Source organism: Pseudonocardia charpentierae, assembly GCF_031845345.1.
GTDB lineage: Bacteria > Actinomycetota > Actinomycetes > Mycobacteriales > Pseudonocardiaceae > Pseudonocardia > Pseudonocardia charpentierae.
The window spans coordinates 141,308-160,542 of sequence record NZ_JAVREJ010000006.1; the positions used below are offsets into that span (position 1 = coordinate 141,308).

Annotated in this window: 17 protein-coding genes and 1 pseudogene; 9 read left to right on the forward strand and 9 right to left on the reverse strand. The window is 70.6% G+C overall.

The window, feature by feature from the left end; all coding sequences use genetic code 11:
• Nucleotides 1–28: 28 nt before the first annotated feature.
• Together RM445_RS11360 and RM445_RS11365 are read right to left on the reverse strand one after the other, a co-directional pair.
• A complete protein-coding gene (locus RM445_RS11360; RefSeq protein WP_311556146.1) occupies nucleotides 29–1,807 on the reverse strand; it encodes an ABC transporter substrate-binding protein in 1,779 nt (592 codons plus the stop codon).
• A 20-nt stretch (nucleotides 1,808–1,827) separates the two neighbouring features.
• The gene (locus RM445_RS11365; RefSeq protein WP_311556147.1) at nucleotides 1,828–2,814 is read right to left on the reverse strand and encodes an ABC transporter permease; all 987 of its coding nucleotides are present in this window, start codon (nucleotides 2,812–2,814) and stop codon (nucleotides 1,828–1,830) included.
• A gap of 149 nt (nucleotides 2,815–2,963) precedes the next feature.
• Here RM445_RS11365 and RM445_RS11370 point away from each other — a divergent pair.
• Nucleotides 2,964–3,341: pseudogene (locus tag RM445_RS11370) on the forward strand (ABC transporter substrate-binding protein); the annotation flags it as partial.
• Nucleotides 3,342–3,452: 111 nt separating this feature from the next.
• Nucleotides 3,453–3,674, forward strand: a complete 222-nt coding sequence (locus RM445_RS11375; RefSeq protein ID WP_311556148.1) for a hypothetical protein — start codon at nucleotides 3,453–3,455, stop codon at nucleotides 3,672–3,674.
• Between the two features lie 3 nt (nucleotides 3,675–3,677).
• Here RM445_RS11375 and RM445_RS11380 read toward each other — a convergent pair whose 3' ends face one another.
• Together RM445_RS11380 and RM445_RS11385 are read right to left on the reverse strand one after the other, a co-directional pair.
• Nucleotides 3,678–4,172: a phosphoribosyltransferase gene (locus RM445_RS11380; protein WP_311556149.1), complete on the reverse strand. Its 495-nt coding sequence runs from the start codon at nucleotides 4,170–4,172 to the stop codon at nucleotides 3,678–3,680.
• 9 nt (nucleotides 4,173–4,181) lie between these two features.
• Entirely contained in the window at nucleotides 4,182–5,177 is a 996-nt protein-coding gene (locus RM445_RS11385) for an aminoglycoside phosphotransferase family protein (RefSeq protein WP_311556150.1), read from the reverse strand.
• 125 nt (nucleotides 5,178–5,302) lie between these two features.
• Between RM445_RS11385 and RM445_RS11390 the strand changes: the two genes are divergently transcribed.
• Entirely contained in the window at nucleotides 5,303–7,606 is a 2,304-nt protein-coding gene (locus tag RM445_RS11390) for a helix-turn-helix transcriptional regulator (protein WP_311556151.1), read from the forward strand.
• Between the two features lie 226 nt (nucleotides 7,607–7,832).
• Here the strand turns inward: RM445_RS11390 and RM445_RS11395 are convergent, their stop codons facing one another.
• On the reverse strand, nucleotides 7,833–8,642 hold the full coding sequence (locus RM445_RS11395) for a tetratricopeptide repeat protein (protein ID WP_311556152.1): 810 nt from the start codon (nucleotides 8,640–8,642) through the stop codon (nucleotides 7,833–7,835).
• Nucleotides 8,643–8,879: 237 nt separating this feature from the next.
• On the opposite strand from RM445_RS11395, the gene RM445_RS11400 reads away from it, so the two are divergent.
• Nucleotides 8,880–10,808 carry a primary-amine oxidase gene (locus tag RM445_RS11400; protein ID WP_311556153.1) on the forward strand — a complete coding sequence of 643 codons (1,929 nt, stop codon included), beginning with the start codon at nucleotides 8,880–8,882 and terminating at the stop codon, nucleotides 10,806–10,808.
• Between the two features lie 27 nt (nucleotides 10,809–10,835).
• On the opposite strand, the gene RM445_RS11405 is transcribed toward RM445_RS11400, so the two are convergent.
• The gene (locus tag RM445_RS11405; protein WP_311556154.1) at nucleotides 10,836–11,483 is read right to left on the reverse strand and encodes a GOLPH3/VPS74 family protein; all 648 of its coding nucleotides are present in this window, start codon (nucleotides 11,481–11,483) and stop codon (nucleotides 10,836–10,838) included.
• Nucleotides 11,484–11,757: 274 nt separating this feature from the next.
• Between RM445_RS11405 and RM445_RS11410 the strand changes: the two genes are divergently transcribed.
• The 3 genes from RM445_RS11410 (at nucleotide 11,758) to RM445_RS11420 (ending at nucleotide 15,825) form a co-directional block, all read left to right on the forward strand.
• A complete protein-coding gene (locus RM445_RS11410) occupies nucleotides 11,758–13,248 on the forward strand; it encodes an APC family permease (RefSeq protein WP_311556155.1) in 1,491 nt (496 codons plus the stop codon).
• A gap of 66 nt (nucleotides 13,249–13,314) precedes the next feature.
• On the forward strand, nucleotides 13,315–13,944 hold the full coding sequence (locus RM445_RS11415) for a GNAT family N-acetyltransferase (RefSeq protein WP_311556156.1): 630 nt from the start codon (nucleotides 13,315–13,317) through the stop codon (nucleotides 13,942–13,944).
• Between the two features lie 1,044 nt (nucleotides 13,945–14,988).
• Nucleotides 14,989–15,825 carry a class II glutamine amidotransferase gene (locus tag RM445_RS11420; RefSeq protein WP_311556157.1) on the forward strand — a complete coding sequence of 279 codons (837 nt, stop codon included), beginning with the start codon at nucleotides 14,989–14,991 and terminating at the stop codon, nucleotides 15,823–15,825.
• 4 nt (nucleotides 15,826–15,829) lie between these two features.
• Here the strand turns inward: RM445_RS11420 and RM445_RS11425 are convergent, their stop codons facing one another.
• The gene (locus RM445_RS11425) at nucleotides 15,830–16,972 is read right to left on the reverse strand and encodes a class I SAM-dependent methyltransferase (protein ID WP_311556158.1); all 1,143 of its coding nucleotides are present in this window, start codon (nucleotides 16,970–16,972) and stop codon (nucleotides 15,830–15,832) included.
• Between the two features lie 115 nt (nucleotides 16,973–17,087).
• Between RM445_RS11425 and rfbC the strand changes: the two genes are divergently transcribed.
• Nucleotides 17,088–17,645, forward strand: a complete 558-nt coding sequence (gene rfbC / locus RM445_RS11430) for a dTDP-4-dehydrorhamnose 3,5-epimerase (protein WP_311556159.1) — start codon at nucleotides 17,088–17,090, stop codon at nucleotides 17,643–17,645.
• 29 nt (nucleotides 17,646–17,674) lie between these two features.
• Nucleotides 17,675–18,352, forward strand: a complete 678-nt coding sequence (locus tag RM445_RS11435; protein WP_311556160.1) for an alpha/beta fold hydrolase — start codon at nucleotides 17,675–17,677, stop codon at nucleotides 18,350–18,352.
• On the opposite strand, the gene RM445_RS11440 is transcribed toward RM445_RS11435, so the two are convergent.
• On the reverse strand, nucleotides 18,342–18,893 hold the full coding sequence (locus tag RM445_RS11440) for a 2,4'-dihydroxyacetophenone dioxygenase family protein (protein ID WP_311556161.1): 552 nt from the start codon (nucleotides 18,891–18,893) through the stop codon (nucleotides 18,342–18,344). The genes RM445_RS11435 and RM445_RS11440 overlap by 11 nt on opposite strands.
• A 13-nt stretch (nucleotides 18,894–18,906) precedes the next feature.
• Nucleotides 18,907–19,233, reverse strand: coding sequence for a cupin domain-containing protein (locus tag RM445_RS11445; protein WP_311556162.1), 327 nt, complete (start codon nucleotides 19,231–19,233; stop codon nucleotides 18,907–18,909).
• Between the last annotated feature and the right edge of the window lie 2 nt (nucleotides 19,234–19,235).

A 19,235-nucleotide genomic window follows, 5' to 3' on the forward strand; every position in this document is an offset into this window, starting at 1 on the left:
CCACGCCCTCACCTACTTCCGTGCCGAATCATTTGCGAGTCGTTCCCATCGCCAGGTAGTCGTACATCTGGAACCCGTTGGTGATGAACACGTTCGTCAGGTTCGCCGGGCGGTAGAGCAGGCCCTTCGCCCAGATGCCCGGGATGATGTACGCGTCTTCCATCACCTTGCGGTCGACGTCCACCCACGCCTTCTGGCGCGACGCATCGTCGCCCGTCGTCACGGCCTTGTCGACCAGCGCGTCGACGGCCGGGTCGCGCACCGACAGGTTCGAGTTGCCGCCGGTGTCGCGGATGACCCGGCTGTCGACGATCTGCGAGAGGAACCCGAAACCGTCGGGCCAGTCGGCACCCCACCCGTACACCATCAGCCCGAGGTTGTTCGCCTTGGCGAAGTCGGGCTTGCCCGCGTAGAGCTTGAGGTAGTCGACCAGCGGATAGGGCTTGATCTCCAGGTTGATCCCGACCCGCTGCAGCGACTGCTGCAGCGCCTCGGCGGTGGCCTTCTCCTTCGGCCGCTCGGCCCGGTAGGAGATGCCCGTGGTGAACCCGTTCGGCTGGCCGCACTGGTTCAGCTCGTCCTTGGCCTTCGCCAGGTCACCGGTGTTGCCGGCCGACGGGTAGAGGTCGAACTGCTCGGCGCCCGGAATGACCGGGGGCATGAGGTTGGTGGCGATGTCGCCGCCCGTGGCGCCGCCGTAGGCGCGCTGGTAGCCGGTCCGGTCGACCGCGTACTGCACGGCGATCCGGCAGTGGATGTTGTCCAACGGCGCGACCTCGCCGTTGACGTTGGTGAACCAGCTGCGGGCCAGCAGCGCGTTGTCGGTGCTCGCCTTGAGGTTCTGGTCGGCGAGGATCCGCCCCTGCGCGGCCGGACCGACGCCGGAACCCTCGATCTGGACGTCGAGGTCACCGGCGATGAGCCGGTTGTCGATGTCGTCGGAGTTGACGTTGAGCGCGACCTCGATGCGGTCGGGCAGCGGCTTGCGGTTGGGATCGGTGGCCTGGTCCCAGTTGGGGTTGCGGACCATCGCGAAGCTCTTGCCCAGGTCGTTGGTCTCGAACATGTACGGGCCCGTGGAGACCACGTGCTCCTTGTACTTCGAGCCCGTGTCCTTGGCCTGGGGCACCGGGATCGTCGCCGGGAGCTGGGCGAAGTAGTCGAAACCGCTGAACGGCTTCGACAGCTTGAACACGATCGTCCGGTCGTCGGGGGTGTCGATCGCCTTCAGACCCAGCTTGTCCGGGCTCGAGTCCTGGTACGGCGAGGTGTAGCCCTGCAGGTCCAGGAAGTCGTTGAAGTAGGTGGGCCCGTTGGGGAACGTCGTCTTGTCCAGCGACCGCTCGACGGCGTACTTGACGTCCTTGCTGGTGACGGGGGTGCCGTCCTCGAACTTCACGCCCTGACGCAGCGTGTAGGTCCACTGCGTGGAGTCGGCGTTCGGGGTGCCGGCACTCTCCGCGAGGTCCGGCACGAGTGTGGCGCCCTCCTGGCCGGGAGCGGACTTGAACATCATCAGCGAGCGCCCGTAGAGCCGTACGAAGTTCCACGCGTAGGCGTAGTAGGTGTCGGCCGGGTCGAGCGAGTCCCAGTCGCCGGAGTTGGCCATCCGGATCGTGCCGCCGGTGGCGTCGGACGGGTTGTGGATCCCGCCCGCGTCGGCCGTCCCACCCGCGCCACCACCGGTGCCGCCGCCGCTGCCGGAGCCCGTGGTGCTCGGCCCACCACAGGCGGCCAGCGCCACCGCGGCGACCGCGCCCAGCGCGAGCGCCGTGAGCCGCCGGGGGTTCTTCCTGGTTCTCCTCATCTCCACCCTTCCTCGAAACGTCAGCGCGACCGGGGGTCCAGGGCGTCGCGGAGCCCGTCACCGAACAGGTTGAAGGCGAGCACGGTCACGAAGATCGCCAAGCCCGGCCACAGCATGAAGTGCGGGGCGATCTGGTACCAGTGCGTGGCGTCCGACAGCATCCCGCCCCAGGTCGGGGTGGGCGGGCGGACGCCGACCCCGAGGAACGACAGCGCCGCCTCGAACAGGATGTTCGTCGGGATCAGCAGCGTCGTGTAGACCAGGATCGGCGCGAACAGGTTCGGCAGCATCTCGGTGACCAGGATCCGGGGCGTGCTCGCCCCCATGCTGCGTGCGGCGTCGACGAACTCGCGCTCGCGCAGCGCCAGCGCCTGGCCGCGCACGATCCGGCCGATGTAGGGCCAGTTGACGAATCCCGTGATGAACACGATCAGCAGGATCCGCAGCGTGTCGCCCTGCAGGCCGAACGCCTGGTCCGGCACGACGCCGGCGAGCGCGATCGCGAACAGCAGGATCGGGAACGCGAGGAAGACGTCCATGATCCGGCTGATCAGCGTGTCGACCCAGCCGCCGAAGTAGCCCGCCGTCACGCCGGCGACGGTGCCGAGCACGGTGGAGAGCACCGTGGCCAGGAACGCGATGAGCAGGGAGATCCGGGAGCCGTAGACGATGCGGCTGAAGATGTCACGGCCGTTGACCGGCTCCGCCCCGAACAGGAACTCGCCGTCCATCCCGCCGAACCGGCCGGTGGGGACCTGCAGGTCGGGGTCGACCTTCTCGTAGTGGAACTCCAGCGGCGGGTGCCCGAGCAGCCTGACGATCAGCGGCGCACACAGCGCGACCAGCACCAGGAGCAGGACGACGACGCCGCCGGCGAGGGCGACCTTGTCGCGCTTGAGCCGCGTCCAGGCGATCTGCCACGGCGACCGCCCCGCGACGGCACCGGGCCCGGCGACGGGCGCCAGGGTCTGCGTCGTCGACTCGGGCACGTCCAGCGGCGCCGTCACGGGCGGACAGTAACCGTCGGCGGTCCTCGCGCGCCCCGTCTGGCCGTAACCCCTTTGATAACGATCGACCGCAACGGGCCGCCGCGGAGGCCGACTTCGCCCTCGCGCTCGGGGTCGTCCCGGTCGGGGTCCGGGACTTCGTCGGCGAGTACGCCGAGAAGTCGCGGCCGTGGGCGCAGGAGGCCCTCGGCGGAGCCACACCGGAGGTCGTCGGCGGCAACGAGCTCGAGCTGGAGAAGATCGCCGCACTGCAGCCGGACGTCATCCTCGACGTGTACTCGTTCATCGACCGCGCCACGTACGAGCGACTGAGCGGGATCGCCCCGACCGTCGCCCCGCCGTCGGAGACCGTGGCGGCGACCTGGCAGGAGCAGACGCGGATCACCGGACGGGCGCTGGGCCTGACCGAGCGTGCCGAGCAGGTCGTCGCGGACACCGAGGGCCGCTTCGCCGAGGCCAGGGCGGCCAACCCGGAGTACGCCGGGAAGACGCTGGCCGCCGGGTTCGTCGTCGGAGGCGAGACCTAGGCGCTGGGCACGGACGACCTGCGCACGCAGCTGTTCACCGACCTCGGGTTCACGCTGCCCGCCACGTCGACCACGCTGAGCAGGGAGCTGCTCGGTGAGCTCGACAAGGACGTGCTGGTCGTCCTCGGCGAGAGCCGGGCCGCCGCCGAGGCGGACCAGCAGCTCGCGGCGCTGCGGGTGGTGCGCGACGGCCGCGTGGCGTACCTCGGCGACTTCTCGACGCCGTTCGCGGGCGCATTAGGCTTCGGCAGCCCGCTGAGCCTGCCGTACGCACTCGACATCGCGGTGCCGGCACTGCGATCGGCTGTGGGTGGCACCCCGGCGAGCATCTAGCGGTCAGGCGTCGCGGACGCCGCTGCCGTTCGTGACCGGTGGCAGCGTCGACCACGGGAAGTTGATCCACAGGTCGGTCCGCCGCCAGACGTACTCGCACCGGACTTCGCTGCGCGGCTTCTCGTAGACCACCGCGCACCGCACCTCCGCCACCCGGTCGGCGCAGAAGTCCCGGACCAGCTTCAGCGTCGCGCCGGTGTCGGCCACGTCGTCCGTGATCAACACGCGCGCCTCGGCCATGTCGACCAGGTCGGGTACGGGCGGCAACATGATCGGCAGGGGGAGCCGCTCGTCCACCCCCGTGTAGAACTCCACGTTCGCCACGTGCAGGTTCTTCACGTCGAGGGCGTAGCCGAGCGCGCCGGCGACGAAGAGGCCGCCCCGGGCGATGGAGAAGATGAGATTCGGGCGGTAGCCGCTCGCGGCCACCTGCTCGGCCAGCTCACGGGAGGCGGAGCCGAAGATTTCCCAGGTGAGAACCTCGCGGGGTTGCGACACGTCGAAAGACTAGATCCCCGCGAGGACCGTCCGGACGTTGCGGTGCATCCAAATCGGGTTGGCCGCGTACCGGGTGGAGTGCGACAGGTTGCCCCCGACGTGGCGCAACCAGCTCAGCAGCAGCATCGTCCGGACGTCGAGCTCCTCCCCCGCTCCCGCCCGCTGCATCGCCGCCACCACGCCGGCGACCGGAGACGGGTCGGCCAACCACTCGAGCAGGACGGGCCCGAGCTCTGTACCGGCGAGGATCCGCTGGAACACCAGCAACGTGACTACGTCCGCACCGACCAGGCCGTCGGGTTCGGCCTCGGTCCAGTCGACGACCCCACTCACCCGGCCCCGGTCGACCAGCACGTTGGTCTGGTTGTAGTCGCCGTGCGCCCAGGCACGGGCCAGCGTCCGCCCGGACAGCTCGGCGACGAGCCGCGCTGCAAGGGCGTCGAGGGCGTCGCGGTGGGTGCCGCGGACGACGGCCCGCACCTGTGCGGCCGGTTCGCGGACCCACCGGTCGACGGTCGCGGTGTCCATCGCGGCGACGGTGCGGGTGCGGGCGTACAGCTCGGCGAGCGTCTCCAGCGCCATCGGGATCACCCGCTCACGCTCCGGCTCGGGCAGCCGCCGCGAGTCCGCACCGGGCAGCCGCGACTCGAGGACGAAGTACAGGCCGTCGACGTCACCGACGCCCAGGGTGCGCGGCACCAGCTGTGCCCACGGGCCGAGCCGCGGGTCCTGGTGCAGGGCGGCGAGGACCTGGACCTGCCGCTCCAGCTGCAGCCGTCCCTGCCGGCTCCCCGTCGCCTTGAGCAGTGCGGGGCTGCAGTCGCCTGCCTCGACGGCGAAGACGTTGGTGTCGCCGCGACCCTCGAACGGCCCGCCGAGCCGCCATCCGGCAGCGTGCGGACCGCCCAGCCTGGCGAGCGCGGCCGGGGCGGCCTGCCGCGCCCGCTCCCGCGACCGGCGCCCGGTCAGCGGACCGAACGTCGGCCGGGGCACCCTGCGCAGCATCCGGGCAGGGTACGGGCGGATCATCCCCGGTCTCCGTGGCCACCCCGGGCGCAGGAGCCCCTCCCGCGCAGACGCGCTCGGATACGATCATCGCCGGTCAACGGGGGAACGGAGGGCGACCGGAGGTGAACGGTTCCGCCGCGGCGCGTCCGGGCCCGCGACGCACCGTGCTGCGCACCCAGCTGGTCGCGCCTCCTCCACGGCCGCACGCCCTCCCCCGCACCTCCCTGACCGACCGGCTGGGCGCCGTTTCGGCTCCCGGCCGGCTCACCCTGGTCGTCGCGGGGGCGGGGTGGGGCAAGACGACGCTGGTGGCGTCGTGGGTCCGGGCCGAGCCGGGTCCGGCGGCCTGGTTCTCCGTCGACGCGACCGACTCCGACCCCGTCCGGTTCTGGGGTGGTGTCGTCGCCGCCCTCGACGGCGTGGTGCCCGGACTCATCAGCCGCTCCGCGCAGCTGCTCGGCGCGCCCGGCACCTCGACCGCGACCGACGTGGTGCCGGCCTTGCTCGACGAGCTCGCCGCACTCGACGCGCCCGTCACCCTCGTCGTCGACGACTACCACCTGGCCGACTCAGCCGAGGTGCACCGCGGCGTCGCGCTCCTCGTCACCCACTTGCCGGCCACGCTGCGCCTGGTGCTCGTGAGCCGGACCGAACCACCGCTGCCGCTGGCTCGGCTGCGTGGGCAGGGCCGAGTCGCCGAGCTCGGCGTCGAGGACCTGCGGCTGTCCGCCGCGGAGAGCGCCGAGCTGCTCGCCGCCGAGGCCGACGCGACGGGCACTGTCTGGGCTCCTGGCGACGCCACCCGCCTCCACGCCCGCACCGAGGGCTGGATCATCGGGGTGCACCTGGGCGTGCTGTCGCGGCGCGGGCACTCGGCGACCGCCCCCTCCGGACCCTCGCCGCTGGCCACGGCCGGACCGGACGACGAACGCGCCCGGCACCTCGTCGACTACCTGCGCGGCGAGGTGCTCCGACCACTCCCCGACGACCTGCGCCGGGTGCTGCGCCGCACGGCGATCCTCGACGCCTTCCGCGCCGACCTCGCCGTCGCCGTCACCGGACAGCCGGACGCCGCGGACCTGCTGGCCCGGGCCGAGCGTGAGCAGCTGTTCGTCGTCCCGCTCGACGTCCGCGGCGACTGGTTCCGCTTCCACCATCTCTTCGCCGAGGTACTGCGCGACGACCTCGCCCGGACCGAGCCCGACCTCGTGCCGCAAATGCACACGCGGGCCGCGCAATGGTTGGCGGCGCACGACCAGCCGGTGGCCGCGGTCCGGCACGCGCTCGCGGGCGACGACCCGGAGCTGACGGCAGCGCTGGTGGCCCGGCACGCTCCCGTGCTCACCCGGATCGGGCAGGTCCAAACCGCGCTGAGCTGGTTCCGCACGCTCGGGGACGACGTCTGCCGCGCCGACCCGCGGCTCGCCGCCGCCCGCGCGCTCACCGGTGCGCACACCGGACGTCCGCACGAGATCGTCTCGTGGGCCGCGGCCGCCGAGCGGGCCCTCGACTCCCCGACTCCCGGCCGTCCGCAACTCACTCCGGGCGAGACGACGGCGGCCCGCATCGAGATCGCGATGTTGCGGTGGGCCGCGGCGATCTTCGCGGGTGAGTTCGCGGCGAGCCGGCGGCACGTCGATGAGGCGTTGCGCCTGTTTCCGGCCGGCGCCGGAGCGCCGAGCGGTTTCATGCTGCTCGCGCTGGGTGTCGCCCGCTTCCGGACCGGTGAGGCGGATGCCTCGTGGGCCACCCTCGTCGAGGCCGAGTCCGTGGCGGAGGACCGCGGCGAACCGCTGGCCGTGGTGGCTGCCCGCGGGCTGCGGGCGCTGCAGGCGGCGCTCGGCGGGCGCCTGGAAGAAGCGGCCCGTCTCGCCGCCAGCGCCGAAGCGGTCGCAGAGCAGAACGGGCTCGTCGAACACTTCAACACCGCCACCCTGCGGGCGGCGCAGGGCTGGGTCGCGCTGCACACCGGGAGGCAACGGAAGGCCGTCGGCCTCTTCCGGCGCGCGCTCGAACTGGTGCAGCGCGGCGGCCTGCGGGTGGAGGTCGCGGAGGTGCTCACGGCGCTGGCGATGGCCGAGGACCGCCTCGGCCGGGAGGCCGCGGCTCGCGAGCACCGCGAGGAGGCCGAGCGGGTCGTCGCCACCTGCCCGGACCCCGGCTACATGTGGGCCGACCCCCGCGCGCCGGCTCACAGGCCGAGCGCTTCACCAGCCCACAACGGCGTGGTGCTCAGCCCCCGGCAGGCCGAGATCCTCCGGCTGCTCGCCGCCGCCCTGACCACCGTCGAGATCGGCGAGAGGCTGCAGCTCAGCCCGCGGACGGTGGAGGCACACCTCCGGACGCTCTACCGCAAGCTCGGAGTGCGCTCACGGACCGCCGCCGCCCGGTACGCCGTGGAGCACGGACTGACCGACGGGGAATGACGCACCGTGACCCCGTTCGGACGAACGGGCGACGGCCTACCCGGTCCGGTACACCTAAGTGACATCACCTAGTACTGACGGGTAGTGTCGCGTCGTCTGCGGGCCTCGCGCCCGGGACTTGGGCCGCCCGGGTGTTGTCCCCTCCACACCCGGACCAGCCCAGGGCAGTCCGGCCTCGTGTGCGAGTGCCCTCGTCGCGAGGCCGGACCGCCACCCTGCTTGCGTCTCAGGCCTCAGCCGACGCCACCGGCCCGACGCCCTCCCGCACCAGCAGTGCGAGATCCGTCCGCAAGGCGATGGTGTCGGGGTGGTTCGCGCCCAGGAGGGTCTGACAGTCGGTCGCGGCCCGCTCGAGCTGGGCGTGCGCCAGATCGGCGCGTCCGAGTGCCGCGTGGCCGTGGGCGAGGTTGCTGCGGATCGTCACCGTCAGCTCGTCGAGCGGGCCGACCGACTGCTCCGCATCCTGCAGCGCGGCCGAGAGCACCGAGACAGCACCCGCGCCGTCGCCGGAGTCGATCCGCGCGAGTGCGAGGCCGATCCGCGACGTTAGTGAGTCCGGGTGTGCGGGGCCCAGAGTGCGGGCCCGCTGGGCGGCCACACCGGCGAACAACGCGAGCGCCTCGGGCAGCAGGTCCGCCGTGTGGTAAGCGGTCGCGAGCGCATGGCGAGCGACCAGCGTGTGTGGATGGGCGTCGCCGAACACCGAACTCCGCGTCTCGACGTTGGTCACCAGCATCGTCAGCCCGAGCTCGTAGCTTTCCAAGCAGACATGGGTGACTGCGAGGTTGCCCTCGACCACCAACGTGTCCGGGTCCCGCGGCCCGAGCACGGCCCGGCAGTCGGCGAGGATGCGTTCGAGGAGGTCCCGCGCCTCGGCGTGCCGCCCGGACCGCCAGTAGGCCGCTGCCACTGCGTTCGCAGCCTCAAGTGACGCACGTGTGACTCCCTCGCGACTGCGGTCGAGCATTGCGCTCTGCAGCAGGAACAACGACCCCGCGAGTGGATCGTGCGAGTTCCCGTTTCGCCGTGGCGGCATTGTCGGCCTCCTCGTACACACGGCCGCGACCCGACCTCGGAAATGCGGAGAGTAACAGTGCGCCAGCCCTGTCTCGCGTACCCGAGATAATGCCGGTAGACGAACGCGTCGTCACCGAGCAGTCACTCCAAGTGAGAAGAAGCGCGGCAAAGATCAGGTCGGAAATGTCGGAGACGCATTGTTAGTGTCGAAGTCGATCCGGCTCGGTCACGGCCGGACCGGACCCGAAGGGACACGATGACCGACCTGCACATAGGCGAGCGCGCACAGACGGCGGTGGGCCACCCGTTGGACCGCCTCACCGCCGACGAGATCCGAACCGCTGCCGACGTCCTGCGCGACTCGAAGCTGCTGGGCGACTCGGTGCGACTCCCGGTGCTCGCCCTCGAGGAGCCACCCAAGGCCGAGGTGCTCGCCTTCACCCCAGGCACGGACTTCGATCGGCGGGTCCGCGCGGTACTGCTCGACACCGCTACCGGGTCGTCGCGCTCTGCCGTCGTGTCGGTGACTCGCAAGCAGGTCGACGACGTCACCGACCTCGACCCGCTCGTCGACGGGCAGCCACCGATCATGCTCGAGGAATTCGAGCTCGTCGATGCGATCGTCAAGGGCGACGCCGGATGGCGCGACGCGATGGCCCGCCGCGGTGTCACCGATCTCGATCTGGTGTGCGCCTGCCCGCTGTCCGCTGGTGCGTTCGACCTGCCGGGCGAGGAAGGTCGGCGGCTGCTTCGCGTGCTGTCGTTCCTGCAGCACCGCCCGTCGGACCACCCGTGGGCGCACCCGATCGACGGCGTCGTCGCGTACGTGGACCTGGTGACGCGCGAGGTCGTCGAGATCGTCGATGCCGGCGTCGTGCCTGTGCCGGTCGAGGAGGGCAACTTCGACGACGCCGCGTTCGTCGGCCCGGACCGCACCTCACAGCGCCCCATCGAGATCACCCAGCCCGAGGGTCCGAGCTTCCAGGTCGACGGTGACGTGGTGACATGGGAGGGGTGGACGTTCCGCCTCGGGTTCGACGCCCGCGAGGGCCTCGTGCTGCACCAGCTCGCGATGCACGAACGACCGATCGTCTACCGCGCGTCGGTGGCCGAGATGGTGGTGCCCTACGGCGACCCCGGCCCGGTGCGGTTCTGGCAGAACTACTTCGACGCGGGCGAGTACCTGCTCGGCCAGCAGGTCAACTCGCTGGAGCTGGGCTGCGACTGCGTGGGCCACATCCACTACTTCGACGCGGTGCTGGCTGACTCCGCGGGCGAGCCGCGCACCGTGCCGAACGCGGTCTGCATGCACGAGGAGGACTTCGGGGTGCTCTGGAAGCACACCGACCTCTTCACCGGCTCGGCGCAGACCCGGCGGCAGCGGCGGCTGGTGATCTCGTTCTTCGTCACCGTCGGCAATTACGACTACGGCTTCTACTGGTACCTCTACCTCGACGGCACGATCGAGCTCGAGGTCAAGGCCACCGGCGTGCTGTTCACCGCGGCGTACGACGAGAAGGTCGCCGACTGGTTGACCGAGGTCGCACCGGGCCTCGGCGCGCCGTACCACCAGCATCTGTTCTGCGCGCGGCTGGACATGACCGTCGACGGGATACGCAACGCCGTCGACGAGGTCGATGTGCGACGCGTGCCCAGCGGGCCGGCCAACGCCTACGGCAACGCCTTCGGACGCACGGTCACCCGGATCGCCTCCGAAGCCGAGGGCGGCCGGCTGGCAGACGCATCGCTGGCTCGGTCATGGCGCATCGAGAACCCCGAGCGGACGAACCGGCTCGGCCGCCCAGTGGCCTACGTGCTGCGGCCGCAGGAGCAGCCGACGCTTTTGGCCGACCCAGGCTCGTCGATCGCCCGGCGTGCGGCCTTCGCGACGAAGCACCTGTGGGTGACGCGGTACGCGGAGGACGAGCGCTATCCGGCGGGCGAGTTCGTCAACCAGAACCCGGGCGGCGCCGGCATACCGGCGTGGACGGTGGGCGACCGCGGACTGGACGGCGAGGACGTGGTGCTGTGGCACACGTTCGGTGTCACACACGTCCCGCGCCCGGAGGACTGGCCGGTCATGCCGGTCGACACGTGCGGTTTCGTCCTGCGGCCGCATGGGTTCTTCGACCGCAACCCGACCCTGGACGTGCCGCCGAGCGCCGGTAGCTCCTGCCACGCCTAGTGAGCGCTGAGGACAAGACCGTCGGAATCAGCGACGGACCGTGAGCGACACAGCCACCGCTGCCGCTCGCACACCCTCGATCAATGCCCGCAGATCGGCCGGAAAGTTCTCCTCGAGCCGGGTCATCAGCTCGCGGGCCGCCGTCCGGTCGATCTCGGGATCGAGAACGGTCTCCACACCGACTGCACCGACCAGTACCGCGAGGATTGCACCGGGCAGGTCGAACTCCTGCGGTGTCCGCAGCATGTGCTCGAGGCGCAGCCGCGGACGGGCGGCGGCCAGCAGGTCGGTGGCGGGGAACCGGTCGGGACGCCTGCGCATGAGCTGGCGGCCACCCTGCTCTCGGCGGACGACGCCGTCGTTGATCAGTCGGCGGCCGATGAGCTCGTAGAGCACCTCCTGCAAGGTTTCCACCCACACCCGAACCGAATGCGTGCTGGTCTGGCGCGAAATGCTCTCGACGACGTAGTCACCGACCTCGTCGCGGGCCTCGCTCCGGTCGTCGGTGACCAGTACGCGCCCGCCTTCCACCGCCAGCCGGTTTGCCACGATCAAGTCAGCGAGCTGGCCGCCGACGAGCCCGCAACACAACAGTTCGAGGCTGATCCGCAGCTTGCCGGAGAACTCGTCGTGGGCGATCAAAAAGAAGTCGGCGGCGAGCCAGTGGCGGTCCATACGGTTCCCCGTCGTCCTGGTGGTCCTGCGGGTCGGAGCGTGCGTCGCGATAGTAAGACCCCTCCACAACCGACAATCATCCTGAACACCCGAAAGAGGTCTGATGACATACGGTGTTCAATCAACTACTTAGAGTGCGAATTCTCCGACAAGTACGACAAAGCTCCATGATCGCATTAATGGTTCTTGAGAGATTGCCGACGAGCGGACCGAGAGACCACGGCAGTGCAGTACCTTCTGCGGTCGAATCGCCGTCTCCCGCACCAGGAGTGTCATGCCCTCGCTTCACCAGTCGGTCCCACAGCTGCGTCGGCGGCGCCTCGGCGTGATCCACCTCGTGTTCTTCACGGTCGCCGCGTCCGCGCCGCTCACCGTGCTCGGAGGTGGCGTCACCACGACGCTCGCCGTGACAGGTAACGCCGGCGTACCGCTGTCGTTCCTCATCCTGGCTCTGGCGCTGGCCCTGTTCGCCGTGGGCTACGCAGCGATGAGCCGGCACGTGGCCAACGCGGGCGCGTTCTACTCGTACCTGGCCAAGGGCTTGGGCCCTGTCTGGGGCGTGGCGGGCGCGTTCGTTGCTCTGATCTCCTACAACACCATCCAGATCGGGTTGTACGGGCTCTTCGGCGCCGGCTTCGCCGACTTCGCAGCGTCGAGCCTCGGCATCGAACTGCCCTGGTACGTGTGGGGCTTCGCGGCGCTGGTGCTCGTCGGTTTCCTCGGGGTGTTGCGTGTCGACCTCAACGCGTCGGTGCTCGCCGTCCTGTTGGTGCTGGAGATTATCGCGGTGGTGCTCTACGACATCGGGGCGTTCGGCCACCCCGCGGGTGGCACGATCACGACAGAAGGTCTCTCGCCGTCGGCACTGTTCGGGCCGGGCGTCGGTGCGGTCTTCGCCTTCGGCATCGCCGCGTTCGTGGGGTTCGAGTCGGGCGCGATCTACAGCGAGGAGTGCCGCAATCCGCGGGTGACCGTCGCCCGCGCGACGTTCGTGGCGCTGGCGTTCACCGGATTGTTCTACGCGCTGTCAGCGTGGGCCATGACCGTGACCGTCGGCCCGGAGAACCTGCAGGCTGCGGCCACCGAGAACGGTCCCGGTCTGGTGTTTGGTGCCCTCGCGGAGCACTGGAGCCCAGTTGTCGCCGACATCGCCAACGTGCTCTTCCTGACCAGCGTCTTCGCCGCCCTGCTGAGCTTCCACAACGGCGTTGCCCGCTACTTGTTCGCCCTGGGACGCGAGGAGGTTCTGCCCTCGGGCCTCAGCCGGGTCGGCACCCGCTCCGGGGCCCCGGTCGCCGGCTCCCTGGGCCAGTCGCTGCTCGCTGCGGTCGTCCTGCTGGTGTTCGTCCTGGCGGGCTCCGACCCCATCCTGCAGCTGTTCACCTGGTTGAGCGGCATGGCCGCGATCGGCGTCGTGCTGCTGATGGCGGGTACGTCCGCCGCCGTTGTGGGGTACTTCCGGAACCATCCGCGCGCGGCCACCGCTTGGCAGCGGCTTGTTGCCCCCGGAGCAGCCACCATCGTCCTGCTCGCTCTCGTGCTGCTGATTGTCGCCAATTTCGACGCGCTGCTCGGCACTGACCCGACGTCGCCGCTGCGCTGGATCCTCCCCGGACTGGTGCTGCTCGCCGGTGTGGCGGGGGCGATCTGGGGCTCGTTCCTGCGGACCCGCCGCCCGGATGTCTACAGGGGCATCGGACGCACCGCGATGGCGCCGGAGGACGAGGAGCCGGTGGCGCTGCCGAGCCTGTCGCGTCCCTTCTAGGCAGTGGCTCGGCTTCAGGTGGCGGCCGCCGAGCGGCGCGAGCCGGTACGGAGGAGAGGGCCTCGGGTGGCTGAGTTTGGCAATGACCACCCCCTCCGGGTTGTCCGCGCGGAGCCCGGCCAGCGCGATGCCTTGGCGAAGCTCATGGCGGCGGCGTTCGACCAGGACCCCGTCAGCATCTGGCTTTTCCCGGATGAGCAGTCGCGAGAAAGTACCCAGCGCCGCTTCTTCACACTGTTCCTTGATCTGGCGTTCGAGTCTGGTGAGGTGTACACGACCGACACCGGCCGCGGTGTCGCCTTATGGTTGTCGGTCGATCCTGCAGAGGATCCTGACGATGACGCGGCGGCGGTATTCGACGAACGAATGCGCCGAGCACTCGGCGTGCACGCCGAACGGTTCGCCATCTTGAGCGCGCTGATGGATGATGCGCATCCGAGCCGCGAGAAGCACCGGTACATGCCGTTCATCGCTGTCGCGCCGGGACACCAGAGGCGTGGAATCGGCACACGACTGCTGGCCGACGGACTTGCGATACAAGATGCCACCGGTACCGCGAGCTACCTGGAGGCGAGCTGCCCACGCAACCAGAAGCTCTACGAGCAGCTCGGGTTTCGGCCGATCGGCGGGCCGATCGAGTTGCCCGGCGGCGCACAGCAACTCACACCGATGTGGCGGCCGGCCTGCACCGGGTAGTACCGGTTCTGGTCACTTCGGCCACCTCGGCTTCGGACAGATCAGACCGTAGTCGGGCGCAGGATCCTCGGTGCAGAGCTTGACCAGGAAGCCTCGGGCAACGAGACGGTCACACCCACTTCGCAGACTTGCCTTCGAGGCCAGATGAGCACGTGACCTCAATCGGGCGCCGTTCTCACCCCCGGTCATAACGCGTAGCGTCTGTCGGTCGGCGCTCTGCGCGATGGCCCAGACGAGAAGCGGATTGAGCCTCGGGCCCCCGTCACACACCCGAACCGTCCACACATCGATGAACTCGTGCCCGGTGAGCGAGGCGTGTGGGCACCACGGATTCATAACCGACAGTGCAGCCCTCAATTCGACGTCTGCCAGTGCCCCAGCGCCGACCGGAAGGCGGGCGCCCGACTCAGCAGCGACGAAGGTGCAGAGCCACCCACCGGCAACAGGTACATGTGGAAGCACCGACGCACCGAGGCGCGGGACGTAGAGCACACATCCGGCGATGTCGTCCGACGTCCGTCGCCGCGACTGCCGTTCAAGGCAGTTCACCACTGCATTCGTCAGGTGTGGAACTTCGAATCTCGGAAGAATCGCCATGGCCGGCCATCGTTCGTCCGACGAGGGCTTTCGCCTACTCGAGTTCACACCCACTTCGTCACCCTGCACCCTTGCTGTGGCTTGGACGTCGCCGTCGGACAGTTGATCGAGTTGCGCGACCGCCACGTGTCGCGATCGTGAGTGGGCACGAATTTACACCGCGCGAGGTCGAGGCATTACCTCCGACAAGAGTATTGCGACGCGACTTCTTCACAGTCCTTAACCGATACATACCTCAGGGGTCGGTGTCGGTGAGACCCGGTCGGAGTCCGCCACTTCGTCCGGCCACCAGACTGACCCCGACCTACCCGCCTGATCGACGTATGCGACGTCCGTGTCAGAGTTCCTCGCAGGGACGACACCGAGAACCGGGCGGGCCCGTCCGGTCGTCCGCCGGACCGCGCCTTGTCCTCGTCTCGACGACAACGTGGGAAGTGAGGAACGGACGTGTGCCGGTGGCTGGCGTACTTCGGGGATCCGATCCGCCCGGAGGAGCTGCTCTACGAGCCGCGGCGGTCGCTGATCGAGCAGAGCCGCAGCAGTGGCCCGGATGCGGGCATCGCGAACGCGGACGGGTTCGGGCTGGGCTGGTACGGGCTCAGTGACGCGCCGGGGCTGTTCCGCAGCTCGCTGCCGGCCTGGGGCGACCAGAACCTGCGCGAGCTCAGCGCCCAGATCCGCTCACCGCTGTTCCTCGCCCACGTTCGCGCCGCGAGTGCCGGCATGCCCGTGCAGCAGACGAACTGTCACCCGTTCAAGCACGGCAAGTGGCTGTTCGTGCACAACGGCTACATCGCCGACTGGCCGCACCTGCGGCGCGAGCTGACGATGGCGGTCGACCCGGACCTCTATCCCTACATCGAGGGTTCGACCGACTCCGAGGTGATGTTCTACCTCGCGCTGACCTACGGCCTGGAGGACGATCCGCTCGGCGCGCTCGAGCGGATGGCCGGGTGCATCGAGGCAGCCGGGTATCGGCACGGCACGGAGCATCCGTTGCAGATGACCCTCGGGCTCAGCGACGGTGAACAGGTCATCGCCGTCCGCTACGCCAGCGGCCCGGAGGTCAACACCCTGTTCGTCAGCACGTCGGTGCACGACATCCGGCTGCTCCTCCCGGCGGAGGAGCGGTTCCGGCACTTCTCGGACGAGGCGCGGGTGGTGGTCTCCGAGCCGCTGATCGACCTCCCGGGGCTGTGGCACGAGGTCCCGCCGTCGACCGCCCTGATCGTGCGTGACGGTCCGGACAGCGAAGACCTGCCGTTCGTGCCGCGGATGCCGTGACCGCTCAGCGGCCGGCGCCGGCGTCGACCCAGCGCCCGCCCGCGGCCTCGATCCCGGGCAGGGCGGCGCGGACCTCGTCGGCGAGGTCGGAGACGAACAGCAGCACGACGTCCGGGCGCGCGGCCACCAGCGCGTCCGGCGTGATGATCGGGATGTCGGTGCCGGGCATCCGGCGGCCCTGCTTGTCCGGAGAGGCGTCCGCGACGGCGGTGAGCAGGCTGGCGTCGAGCCCGGCCACCCGCAGGAGGGCCACGGCACGCGACGCCGCGCAGTAGCCGTACACGCGGCGGCCGGCAGCCCGTTCGGCGGCGCAGGTCGCACGCAGCCACTCGGCCGTCCGGCCCACGGAGGCCTGCAGGGCGGACACGGCGGCCGGGTCCCGCACGCCGGTGGCCTGCTCGCCGTCGACGACGGTGGCCAGGTCGGCGGTCGGGCTGCCGTCGTGGGTGGCGGTCAGCAGGACGGTGCCGCCGTAGAGCGGGAACCGGTACGCGGTGGTGGCGGTCAGCCCGACGTCGGCGAGCATGCCGACCATGGCCGGGGTCGAGTAGTACGCGTAGTGACCGTGGCGCAGGGCGTTCCACTGCAGGCCGTCGACGATCGCGCCCAGGCAGTGGTACTGCAGCAGGAGTGTTCCGCCGGCCGCGAGCCGGGCGACCCGCTCGGTCAGGGCGGCCCGCTGATCGGTGAAGTGCATGAGCCCGAAGCAGGCGTCGACGACGACGTCGGCAGACGCGTCGGGGGCCGCCGGCGTGAGGCCGTAGGCGCTCAGCTCCGGCAGCCAGGTGCCGCCGTGCGGGCTCGGGTACTCGGCCACCGTGCCACGGGCCGGCAGGGCCCCGTCCGCCACCAGGCGCTCCAGGGCGGCGGCACGCTGGCGGACGAGCGCCGCCGGCTCGAAGCCGAGCGGCTCCTCCGTCACGTCGTCCGCCCCGACCAGCTGCGCGAGCCCGCACCCCGCACACAGCCACATCCGCAGCGGCAGGAGCGGGTCGGGCCCCGGGTCGCCCGCCGCCGGGAACAGCTCGCTGGAGGGCTGCTCCCCCAGGTCGAGCACCAGCTCGCCGGAGGTGCCGCCGCAGAACCGGCAGGCGACGGCCGAGGCAGCGGGGGCGGGGACGGCGTCGGCCAGCGGCGAGGCGGTCACACCCTCACGGTAGCGCCGCCTGATGCGCACCTCGCGCGGTGTGTGCGGCGCCGCTGCCGGTGGAGCACGCGCAGGGCCTGGTACGCCGCGCGACGTGCGCGATTATGGTGGCCCGGTGCAGGTGGTGCAGACCGAACTCGACGGGGTGCTGCTGTTCGAGCCGACCCCGCACCGCGACGCCCGCGGCTTCTTCAGCCGTACCTCGGACAACGCGGTGCTCGCCGCGGCGGGGATCGATCCGACGTTCCCGCAGGACTCCCAGTCGCGCAGTGTCCGCGGCGTGGTCCGTGGGATGCATGGCCGGTTGGGACGGGGCGAGGCGAAGCTGGTGCGTTGCGCGCACGGCGCTGTGCTCGACGTCGTGGTGGACGCGAGACCGGGCTCACCGACGTTCGGCCGCTGGGCGAGCTTCACGCTCGACGACGAGTCGATGCGGTCGGTGTACATCCCCCGCGGGTTCCTGCACGGGTTCCAGGCGCTGACCGACGTCGCCGACACCTGCTACCGGATCGACGCCGTCCACGACCCGAGCGAGGACGTCTCGGTGGCCTTCACCGATCCCGACCTGGCGATCCCGTGGCCGCTGCCGCCGACTCTGGTCAGCGACCGGGACCGCGCGGCCCCGTCGTGGTGGGAGCTGCGGGACCGGCTGCTGACGCCGGCCGGCCGCTGATCGATCGACGATCGCACCGTGAGGACCACGTGAGGGTCGCCGTCGTGGCCGTACCGGGGCTCGGCCTGTCGGTCGCCGTCGCCCGGCGCGCACTGGACCGGATTCCCGGCATCGCCCGCACCGTGGTCCTGCTCCCGGCGTTCGGCCACCGCGCACCCCGCAGGAAGGACGTGGCACCGGGGCCGCTTGCGGAGCTCCTGCTCGCAGATCTGCCCACCGAGTGCCCGGTCGTTCTCGTCGGGCACTCGGCGAGCTGCCAGATCGTCGTCGAGGTCGCGCTCCGCGCGCCCGGCAGGGTGGCCGGGCTCGTGCTCGTCGGGCCGACCACCGACCCCCGCGCCGCGACCTGGCCGGGGCTCGTCCGCCGCTGGTTGCGCACCGCGGCGCACGAGCGGCCGGGCCAGATCCCGCTCCTGGTGCGGGCCTACGCCCGCACGGGACTGGTGTCGATGGCGCGCGGGATGGACGCCGCGCGGCGCCACCGCCTCGACCGCACCCTCGGCGGCGTGACATGTCCGGTTCTGGTCGTCCGCGGCCGTGCGGACGCGATCTGCCCCGCCGACTGGGCGGCGGCGCTCGCCGCAGCCGCCCCGCAGGGATCCGTGGAGACGCTGCCGGTCGGGGCGCACATGGTGCCGGTGACCCACCCGGAGGCGCTGGCGGCACGGATCGCGGCGTTCGTCGACCGGCGGATCGTCAGCGCATGAGACTGTCGATGTAGGAGCTGCCGATCCCGACCTTGTCGTAGTGCTCACGACAGAGTGCGATGTAGTCGAAGACGTCGAAGGTCCCGTCCGGGTCGCCGTTCTCGTCGAGCCAGATCAGTGGACCGGTGACGTTGAACGTCACCTTCATCGGCTCGGCGTGCTCGTACGCGACGAGCGTATGAGCCTCCCCCGGCGCCTCGTACACCCAGTCGCCCGCTGTGGCCACCCACTCGTGCTCCAGGTAGCCCCACTTGCCGGAGATCGTGTACGCGAAGACCGCCTGCGGGTGGTAGTGGCGGTTCACCAGGCCGGCGGCGCGCGCGTAGAGCACGTCGCACCACCGGTTCTGGCTGGGAGAGATCCACAGCGGCCGCGAGCCGACCGTCTCGGAGAACGGCACGTAGTACCGCTCGTCGTCGGTCGGCGCGTCCTTGATGTAGGCCTCCGGCAGCGCACCCGGCCGGAAGACCTGATCGATCGGCTTGAGGTCGCGCCAGAACTCCCGCTTCGGCATGTCGCCGTGGAAGTCCGTCTTCGGCATCTCGCTCACCGGATCACGCCCCCGGGTCGTCCGGCGGCGCGAACACCACCAGGACCTGCAGGTCTTCGGTGACGTCGACGAACCGGTGGTCCGCCCCGACGTCGACCGACACCACCTTCCCCGGACCGACGTGGAACCGCTCCCCCTCCACCTCGAGGGCCGCCCGCCCGGCGAGCACGACGTAGATCTCGTCTGCCGAGTGCGGGTGCTGCGGATCCTTGCCGCCTGTCGGCAGGTGGTAGATGCCCATCGACAACCCCGGCCGCCGCAGGAACTCCGCGTACGACCGCGACCGGTCGGCCTGCAACTCCTCCAGCTCGAACGCCTGATAGCTCCCCATGT

Excerpts from the sequence above, each read along its gene's own strand:
- RM445_RS11440 (WP_311556161.1), bottom strand. The coding sequence starts at position 18,893 with ATGCCGAAGACGGACTTCCACGGCGACATGCCGAAGCGGGAGTTCTGG.
- RM445_RS11400 (WP_311556153.1), top strand. The coding sequence starts at position 8,880 with ATGACCGACCTGCACATAGGCGAGCGCGCACAGACGGCGGTGGGCCAC.
- RM445_RS11395 (WP_311556152.1), bottom strand. The coding sequence starts at position 8,642 with ATGCCGCCACGGCGAAACGGGAACTCGCACGATCCACTCGCGGGGTCG.
- RM445_RS11445 (WP_311556162.1), bottom strand. The coding sequence starts at position 19,233 with ATGGGGAGCTATCAGGCGTTCGAGCTGGAGGAGTTGCAGGCCGACCGG.
- RM445_RS11410 (WP_311556155.1), top strand. The coding sequence starts at position 11,758 with ATGCCCTCGCTTCACCAGTCGGTCCCACAGCTGCGTCGGCGGCGCCTC.
- RM445_RS11385 (WP_311556150.1), bottom strand. The coding sequence starts at position 5,177 with ATGCTGCGCAGGGTGCCCCGGCCGACGTTCGGTCCGCTGACCGGGCGC.
- RM445_RS11360 (WP_311556146.1), bottom strand. The coding sequence starts at position 1,807 with ATGAGGAGAACCAGGAAGAACCCCCGGCGGCTCACGGCGCTCGCGCTG.
- RM445_RS11405 (WP_311556154.1), bottom strand. The coding sequence starts at position 11,483 with ATGGACCGCCACTGGCTCGCCGCCGACTTCTTTTTGATCGCCCACGAC.